Annotated in this window: 8 protein-coding genes; 3 read left to right on the top strand and 5 right to left on the bottom strand. The window is 64.0% G+C overall.

Going from position 1 to position 8,125, the window contains the following annotated elements; genetic code table 11:
- Window positions 1–234: 234 nt before the first annotated feature.
- Genes BFP90_RS16790 through BFP90_RS16770 form a run of 5 tightly spaced genes read right to left on the bottom strand, consistent with a single transcriptional unit; the run spans window position 235 to window position 3,993 of the window.
- The gene (locus BFP90_RS16790; RefSeq protein ID WP_065897486.1) at window positions 235–1,212 is read right to left on the bottom strand and encodes a FecR family protein; all 978 of its coding nucleotides are present in this window, start codon (window positions 1,210–1,212) and stop codon (window positions 235–237) included.
- Window positions 1,209–1,787: an RNA polymerase sigma factor gene (locus BFP90_RS16785; protein WP_065897484.1), complete on the bottom strand. Its 579-nt coding sequence runs from the start codon at window positions 1,785–1,787 to the stop codon at window positions 1,209–1,211. Before BFP90_RS16785 ends, BFP90_RS16790 begins: the two co-directional genes overlap by 4 nt.
- A gap of 5 nt (window positions 1,788–1,792) precedes the next feature.
- On the bottom strand, window positions 1,793–2,119 hold the full coding sequence (locus BFP90_RS16780) for a DUF3325 domain-containing protein (RefSeq protein WP_065894838.1): 327 nt from the start codon (window positions 2,117–2,119) through the stop codon (window positions 1,793–1,795).
- Window positions 2,120–3,694 carry a PepSY-associated TM helix domain-containing protein gene (locus tag BFP90_RS16775; RefSeq protein WP_065897482.1) on the bottom strand — a complete coding sequence of 525 codons (1,575 nt, stop codon included), beginning with the start codon at window positions 3,692–3,694 and terminating at the stop codon, window positions 2,120–2,122.
- Window positions 3,691–3,993, bottom strand: coding sequence for a DUF3649 domain-containing protein (locus BFP90_RS16770; RefSeq protein WP_065894836.1), 303 nt, complete (start codon window positions 3,991–3,993; stop codon window positions 3,691–3,693). The genes BFP90_RS16775 and BFP90_RS16770 overlap by 4 nt, the downstream gene beginning before the upstream one ends.
- A gap of 170 nt (window positions 3,994–4,163) precedes the next feature.
- On the opposite strand from BFP90_RS16770, the gene BFP90_RS16765 reads away from it, so the two are divergent.
- From BFP90_RS16765 to fecA, 3 genes are all read left to right on the top strand, one after another.
- Entirely contained in the window at window positions 4,164–4,652 is a 489-nt protein-coding gene (locus BFP90_RS16765; RefSeq protein WP_065897480.1) for a sigma-70 family RNA polymerase sigma factor, read from the top strand.
- Window positions 4,649–5,590, top strand: a complete 942-nt coding sequence (locus BFP90_RS16760) for a FecR domain-containing protein (RefSeq protein ID WP_065897478.1) — start codon at window positions 4,649–4,651, stop codon at window positions 5,588–5,590. The genes BFP90_RS16765 and BFP90_RS16760 overlap by 4 nt, the downstream gene beginning before the upstream one ends.
- A 90-nt stretch (window positions 5,591–5,680) precedes the next feature.
- Window positions 5,681–8,017 carry a TonB-dependent Fe(3+) dicitrate receptor FecA gene (gene fecA, locus BFP90_RS16755; RefSeq protein ID WP_065894833.1) on the top strand — a complete coding sequence of 779 codons (2,337 nt, stop codon included), beginning with the start codon at window positions 5,681–5,683 and terminating at the stop codon, window positions 8,015–8,017.
- The last annotated feature ends 108 nt before the right edge of the window (window positions 8,018–8,125 follow it).

The raw sequence follows: 8,125 nt of genomic DNA, 5'->3' as shown, positions 1-8,125 counted from the left end.
GGGTTACCCACGGATTCAAGCCTGCGTTCGGCCAGCGTGGTTTAACGGGGCGCCTAGGATCAAAAGCAGAGCAAGATCAAGAGCGGCTCGCTTCGCATCGTGGTTACGTTTGGGGGTTACAGAGTGGTGTAGATACCTATCCTCGATAGCAGTGTGTCAGTCAGCCTATCTGTAGCTGATACACCGCAATCGGTGGCAGGCCGTTGATCGTGCGAGTTGAACGGCCCCGTGCGCCTAGCGCAACACAATCACCCGCCCCAGCAGCGTGTGTTGCTCGAAGCCGAGGACCGCTTGCAAGGCCTTCAACACGGCGACAGGGTCGTCGCTTGGAAAGCTGCCGCTGACGCGCCTGGCGCCCATCTCGGCATTGAGCAGGAGGATGCGGCCCGGGTAGTAACGTTTGAGGTCCCCGATCACCTCGGCCAGCGGCGCCTTGTAGTAGTTGAGCCAACCGTCGCGCCAGGCCAGGCGTGATTCGCTGTCCACCGAGTGCAGCGGCTCGGCTACACCGTCGGCGTAGGCCACTTGCTGGCCTGCCGTCAGAATTTGCTGCGGCGCCTGTGCGGAGGGCGTTACGCCAACCCGGCCCGACAGCACGGTCACCTGGGCCCCTGCCGGTTGCAGGCGCACTTCGAACTGTGTGCCCAGCACCCGCGTTTCTCCATCGCCCGCCTCGACCACGAAGGGCTGGCCGGTGTGGACAACGCGGAAAAAACCGGCCCCGCGACGTAATTGGATATGCCGCTCGCCGTGACTGAAATCCACCGCAATCGCGCTGTCGGCGTCGAGCGTGACGAGGGACTGATCGGCCAGGGTGACGGTCCTCACCTGCCCTGGCGCCGTCACGTAATCGGCGCCCAGGTCATCGACCCAACGCGACGGCTGCCAACCGGCGCCCATCGACACCATCAACAACAAACAGGCCGCCATGGCCAGGGCGCCGGCCCCACGCACCAGGCGCGAGCGCCCGGAACGGCGCATCGCATCGAGGTAACCCTGCAAGGCCTGTGCGTCTTCGTCGGCCAGGGTGCGTGCCGGCACCTCGCTCAGCTCCCACAGCACCTGGGCCTGGGCGTAGGCTTCGATATGGGCGGGGTCGGCGCGCAGCCATCGGCTGAAGGAGGCTTGATCGCCGCTGCCGGGCTGGTCGTGCAGCCGGCTCAGCCAGTCGAGCGCGGCCTGTTCCTGGGCGGGCGTGGGAGTGACGTTCACGATGCGTTCCCTGGCGTACGTGGGACTGACGGTTCGCGCAGGCTCGCCTTGCACGCTTGCAGGGCTCGCATCATGTGTTTTTCCACCGCGCTTTGGGACAGGCCCATGGCCTTGGCGATCTCTGCGTATTTGCGCCCGTGAATGCGGTTGAGCAGGAAAATCTGCCGGGTGCGCTCGGGCAGGCTGCGCAAGGCGGCTTCGACATGCCGCAGGTCATTGCCCGCTTCGAGGGCCGCCTGGGGTTCGCAGCCCTGGTTGTCCTGCTGCTCCGGCAACCAACCCTCGCTGCTGCGCACGCGGGCGCCTTCGCTGCGCAAATGGTCGATGGCGATATTGCCGGCGCAGCGCAGCAGGTAGGTGCTGAGTTCTTCGACCTGCACCAGCGGGCGGCGCCAGAAGCGCAGGAACAGGTCCTGCACCAGATCAGCCGCCGTGGCGCGGCAACCGACACGGCGGCTGACCAAGGCCTCCATCTGTGAACGCTGGGACAGGAACACCTGCAGGAAATGCGCACGCCCCCCGGCCGCGTCCGGGTGCGCGCTGTCCTGTTGCTTGGGCGGCGGGCTGATCATCATGGGCCTCAGAAAAGGCCAAACGCCGCGACCGGGCTGGCCAGCACGCCGACGCCCGCGAGGATCAGGGCCAGCCGTGGCCGGTACGGCAACAGCAGCACCAAAAGCAGGGCGCTGAGCATGAGCACCGCGCACCACTCCACCAGGCCCTGACCCCAACCGGTGACGGCCACCGCCGGCCAGATCGACAGGGTCAGCAGCAACCAGCCGAGCGCACGCAAGCCCAGGCGCCGTGCAGGCGTGGGTTTGCTGCGCAGCAACTCGCCGTGATGACGATCGGTGGCCAGGCACAGCGCGGTAAACCCGGCGTAGCACAGCAGCAGCGCGAGCAACATTCAGCCGGCCTCCTGCTTGAACGCCAATGCACGCGCGCGCTCTGCCTTGGGCTGCAACGCGGCGCGACGCTGCATCTTCCAGGCAGCCCATCCCAGGAACAGGCCGCTGGCCAGGCATGTCAGGTCGAAGCCGGCCATGGCCCAGTCGCGGCTCATCAGCGAAGTGCCCAAGTGATACGGCGTAGTCAGGGCATTAATCAACGGGATGGCCACAAACAGCAGCGCGCCCAGGCTCAACTGCTCGACCCAGCCCTGGCGACCGCGCCGCAACGCGGCATGCACCAGGCTCAGCCCCCAGGCGATAAAGAAGCTCTGCACTTCCCAGTCGGAACGTTCGGCCATACTCACCGGCAGCAGTCGATTGGCCCAGAAAAACGCCGCGATGGCGATCATCAGCCCCGACATGCTGGCGATGTTCAGCACCTCCACCAACCGCAGTTCAAAGGGCATTACACCGGTTTTGGCGTGCTTGAGCTGACGTTTGCCCAGCCATATCACCAGGCCTGTACCGATCATCGCCGTGCCTGCCAGGCCGCAGATGAAATACAACCACCGCAGCACCGGGCCGGCGAAATGGCCCATGTGCAAGCCGTAGAAACTGCCACCGATGACCGATGGCAAGGACGGTTCACCACTGACCCGCAGCAACTCGCCCGTGGTGCCGTTGAAGGAAACGGTGCTGCCAAAATCTTGCACCACGCTGTCGGAGCCGGCGCGAAATACATTCACCGAGGCGTTGACGTCGCTCGGGTTATTCACCGCCAGGCGCCCGACATGCCCCCCCGCCCACTGTTGCTGCGCCTGCTGGTACATCGGCCACAACGGCAGCAACCTACCCGGCTGGCCGAGTGCCGGGGCATTATCGGAACTGGGAAACACTTCATTGAAGAAGGCACGGCTGTCATTGCCATAGGAGGCCACGATCGGCGCCGGCATGACCATGCTCATGAAAATCACCAGGCTGCTATAGGTGATCATCAGGTGAAACGGCAGCACCAGCACGCCCACCGCGTTGTGCCCGTCCAGCCAGGAGCGCTGGCCCTTGCGCGGGCGGAAGGTGAAGAAGTCCTTGAAGATTTTCTTGTGGGTAATGATGCCGGTGATCAGCGCGACAAACATCACCATGGCGGCGAGGGTCGACAGCCAGCGGCCCCATGGGTAAGGCATCTGCAGTTGGAAGTGGAAGCGGTAGAAGAATTCACCGCCCATGCTTTCGCGGGCCTGCACCGCTTGGCCGCTGACCGGGTCGAGGACTTTCTGGATGAAGTTGCCGCGCTTGCCGGGGTCGACCTTGTCCTGCCACATCACCGACAGGCCGGGGTCGCGGCTGTTGGTCAAGGTAATGAACCAGCGCGCGGCCGTGGGCGCCTGTTGCTGCAGGTAGTCTTGCGCTACGGCGAGGCTGCGTGCGTCGTCCACCGGATGGGCCTGGACTTCGGGCTGCATCCAGTGGGTTATTTCATCCTTGAAATAGGCCAGGGTGCCGGTCAGGAAAATCGCAAACAGCAGCCAGCCGAAAATCAATCCGGCCCAGGTGTGCAGCCAGGCCATGGCTTGGCGAAAACCCTCTTTCATGTGCGCACCACCCAGAACCCAATGCCCGCCAGGGTCGCGAGCAGGGCGCTGGGCAGCATCACCCCGGCCCACGCACGCCACGCGGTGCGGCAGGCGAAACACCAGAGCACCGCCAGCAGGTAGAACACGAATGAACTCATCATGCCGACAATCACCGCGTCGGCGCGCGTCGTCGGCAGCCACAGCGCAAGGCAGATCGCGGCCAGCGAGGCCGTCAGATAACCGCCGACCACAGCCGCCAGTACGCGCGACGTGACGGCGAGGCGATAAGAGGCGGGCAGTGAGGTTTTGCTTTTCATGCGGCAGGCGCCAAGTTCATCAGCGCGCAATATTAATGATAAATATTCTCATAAGCAAAAGAGAACGGATGAATCACCTGCTCGGGTCGATTGCCGAACCGTGTTTGCGGCCCTACAATGCGAACAATTCTTGTTCTCTAAAGCATGCCGATGCTGATGGAGTGATCACGTTGCCGCCGTCCAACACCGTCGAAGTTCTGTACAACGACCATCACCACTGGCTCACCGGCTGGTTGCGACGCAAGCTCGGCTGCCCGCAAAGCGCCGCCGACCTGGCGCAAGATACCTTCATCCGCGTGCTCAGCGCGCGGGAAGCGCCCACGCTGATCGAACCGCGCGCCTTTCTCACCACGGTCGCCAAACGCGTACTGTTCAACTACTACCGTCGCCAGGACCTGGAACGCGCCTACCTCGACGCCCTGGCGCAAATGCCGGAGCACGTCGCGCCGTCGGAAGAAGACCGCGCAATCATCCTGCAAACCCTGGTGGAACTGGACCAACTGCTCGACGGCCTGCCGGTGCAGGTCAAACGCGCCTTCCTGCTGGCCCAGCTCGATGGCCTGACCTACGCGCAGATCGGCGCGCAACTGGGCATTTCCATTGCCACGGTCAAGCGCCACCTGCATAAAGCCGCCCTGCGCTGCTACTTCGCCCTATGAATGTCTCGACCCAGGTTGCCGAACAGGCCGTGCACTGGTTGCTGCAAATGCAGCAAGGCGCGCTCGACCCGCGCCAGCAGGCGGCCTGGCAGCAATGGCTGGAGGCGCATAGCGAACATCAGCGTGCGTGGGACCAGATCCAGCGCGTCAACCAACGCCTGCGTGGCCTGCCTTCGCCGCTGGCGCACGCGGCGTTGAATGCACCGACCTCCACCAGCCGGCGCCAGGCGCTGAAGCTGCTGTTGATCCTCGGCGCCGGTTCGGCGGCAGCCTGGAGCCTGCGCCAGCAACACATTTTGCCGCCGTTGACGGCGGACTACCGCAGCCCTGTCGGCCAGCGTCGCCGCGTGCAGCTGGCCGACGGCAGCCAGTTGCAGCTCAACACCGGCAGTGCGGTGGATGTGCATTTCGATGGCCACCAGCGCCTGATCCGCCTGCTTGAAGGTGAAATCCTGCTGACCGCCCGCGCAGGTGCCACGCCGCTGCGCGTGCTGACCGGCCAGGGCTTGCTCAGCAGCCAGGCGGCGCGCTTGAACGTGCGGCAGTTCAGTGACCATACCCAATTGGCGGTGCTCGATGGCCGTGTCGACGTGATGCCCAACCACTACAGCGGCCTGCCGCTGAGGGTGGACGCCGCGCACCAGGTCAATTACACCCGCAAGGGCTGGGACAGTCCGCGCGCTATCGACGCCAACAGCGGCGCCTGGGCTGACGGCATGCTGGTGGCCGCGCATATGCGCTTGGAAGACTTCCTCGGCGAACTCGGGCGCTATCGCCGGGGCCAGCTCAACTGCGACCCGCAGGTGGCAAACCTGCTGCTGTCCGGCAGTTATCCGCTGGATGACAGCGAACGCATTCTCGATCTGCTGGAAGTCAGCCTGCCGGTCAAGGTGCGACGCTTTACCCGCTACTGGGTGACGGTGCAGGCGCGTGCGTGAAGTTTTTTGAAAACCGCTGAGCCGTTTTCCCTACTTCGCGTGACAGAGAAGGAAAGCCCCCTTGATCCTTCCTTCTCAGGACCACCCTTCATGCCCCTGCAACCGACGCTTCTTGCCCGTACCCTGCGCCAACTCCTGCTCGGCGCCAGCCTCAGCCTGGCCGCGCTGCCCCCGGCGATGGCGGCCGACACCAAGGCCTATCACATCGCGCCGACGAGTCTGGAAGCGGCCCTGAACCAGTTCGGCCGTGAAGCCGGGGTGCTGGTGTCCTTCGGTTCCGAGGTCACCGCCGGTCGGCAAAGCCCTGGTTTGACGGGCAACTACAGCACCGCCGAAGGCCTGGATAAACTGTTGGAAGGCAGTGGCCTGCAAGCCCGCGCCGAGGGTGACAACGCCTACAGCCTGCAACCGGCCGGCGCCCCGGCCACCCTCGAGTTGCAAACCTCCAACGTGGTCGGCGACTGGCTCGGTGACGCGGCGCAGACCAACGTGTTCGAGCATCCCGGCGCCCGTGACGTCATCCGCCGTGACGAATTCGAACGCCAGGGCGCAACCCAGGCCCGCGACGTGCTCAACCGCATCCCCGGCGTCAATGCCCCGGACAACAACGGCACCGGCAGCCATGACATGGCACTGAACTTCGGCATTCGCGGGCTCAACCCACGGCTGGCATCACGCTCCACGGTGTTGATGGACGGCATTCCCGTGCCCTTCGCCCCCTATGGCCAGCCGCAACTTTCATTTGCACCGATCAGCATGGGCAACATGGACGCGGTGGACGTGGTGCGCGGCGGCGGCGCAGTGCGCTACGGCCCGCAGAACGTCGGTGGCATCGTCAACTTCGTGACCCGCGCGATTCCGGATGCGCCCACCGTCAAAGGCGGCCTGCAGACCGAAACCAGCCCGTCCTCCAGCCACGACGGCTTCAAGACCACCGGCAACCTGCTGGCCGGCGGCACCGCCGACAATGGCCTGGGCGGCGCACTCCTGTACTCCGGCACCCGTGGCGGCGACTGGCGTGAAAACAGCGACACGCGCATCGATGACCTGATCCTCAAGGGTAAATACCAGCTGGATGACGCCAACAGCTTCAACGCCATGGCGCAGTACTACGACGGCGAGGCCGATATGCCTGGGGGCTTGAACGTCAAGGACTACAAGGCCGACCCGTACCAGTCGACCCGCCCCTACGACAAGTTCTGGGGCCGCCGCACGATGTTCAACGTCGGCTACCGCTACGAGCAGGATCGCCGTGAATTCACGGTCAACAGTTTCTTCACCAAAACCCTGCGCAGCGGTTACCTCGATCAAGGCAACTTCCTCTCGCTGTCCCCCCGCGAGTATTGGGTACGCGGCCTGGAAACCCGCTTCGCCCAAGGCTTCGACCTCGGCCCCACCAGCCACGAAGTCGGCGTCGGCTACCGCTACATCAACGAAGCCGGCCACGAGTTGCGCTACCGCACGCCGATTGCCGCCAATCAGCAACTGCCGACCACCGACAGCCGTAACGACCGCGACACCCGTGGCGGCACCGAAGCCAATGCGTTCTTCATCGACGACCGTATCGATATCGGCAAGTGGACCCTTACGCCGGGCATCCGCTACGAAATGATCGAGTCCCAACAGACCAACAACCTGAGCAACGTCAAATACAAAGGCGACTACAACACCGCGCTGCCGGCGTTGAACGTGCTCTATCACCTCACCGACGACTGGAACCTCTACGCCAACACTGAAGGCTCGTTCGGCAGCGTGCAGTACAGCCAGATGCCCAACCGCGTGAACAGCGGCGAAGTGAAGCCGGAAAAAGCCCGCACCTGGGAGCTCGGCACACGCTATGACAACGGCAGCCTGCGCGCGGAAATCGGTGCGTTCCTGATCAATTTCGACAACCAGTACGACAGCAACCAGACCAACGACACCGTGATCGCCCGCGGTGAAACGCGGCACCAGGGCATCGAGTCGAGCATCAACTACGCCCTCGACGGCGTGAGCCCGGCGCTGGCCGGCTTCGACGTGTACGCCAGCTATGCGTATGTCGACGCGACCATCCGTGAAGACGGCCCGAACAAAGGCAATCGCGTGCCCTTCTCGTCCAAACACAAAGGCACCCTCGGCGTGGGGTACACCGAAGGCCCGTGGAAGCTCAACCTGGACAGCAGCTACCAGAGCAGCCAGTTCGCCGACAACGCCAACACCCAGGCCGAAAGCGCCGACGGCGCCAACGGACGCATCCCCGGCTACATGCTGTTCAGCAGCCGCGCAGCGTATGACTTCGGCCCGCAGCTGTCGGACTTGAATGTGGCGGTCGGGGTGAAGAACATCTTCAACAAGCAGTACTACACGCGCTCGTTCGACGATAACAACAAGGGCAAATACGTGGGTGAACCGCGCACGGTGTATGTGCAGACGTCTATCGCGTTCTGACTGGAATCTGCAGAACAAAACAAAACCAACTGTGGGAGGGGGCTTGCCCCCGATTGCAGTGGGTCAGCTACAGATAAGCTGACTGACACACTGTCATCGGGGGCAAGC

It is taken from the genome of Pseudomonas sp. 24 E 13 (genome assembly GCF_900004715.1).
GTDB lineage: Bacteria > Pseudomonadota > Gammaproteobacteria > Pseudomonadales > Pseudomonadaceae > Aquipseudomonas > Aquipseudomonas orientalis_A.
This window is presented reverse-complemented; position numbering and strand designations above follow the sequence as displayed.

Bases quoted from the DNA above. Each gene is read 5' to 3' on its own strand.
- BFP90_RS16785 (WP_065897484.1), bottom strand. From the start codon at position 1,787: ATGATGATCAGCCCGCCGCCCAAGCAACAGGACAGCGCGCACCCGGAC.
- BFP90_RS16780 (WP_065894838.1), bottom strand. From the start codon at position 2,119: ATGTTGCTCGCGCTGCTGCTGTGCTACGCCGGGTTTACCGCGCTGTGC.
- BFP90_RS16775 (WP_065897482.1), bottom strand. From the start codon at position 3,694: ATGAAAGAGGGTTTTCGCCAAGCCATGGCCTGGCTGCACACCTGGGCC.
- BFP90_RS16770 (WP_065894836.1), bottom strand. From the start codon at position 3,993: ATGAAAAGCAAAACCTCACTGCCCGCCTCTTATCGCCTCGCCGTCACG.
- BFP90_RS16760 (WP_065897478.1), top strand. From the start codon at position 4,649: ATGAATGTCTCGACCCAGGTTGCCGAACAGGCCGTGCACTGGTTGCTG.
- fecA (WP_065894833.1), top strand. From the start codon at position 5,681: ATGCCCCTGCAACCGACGCTTCTTGCCCGTACCCTGCGCCAACTCCTG.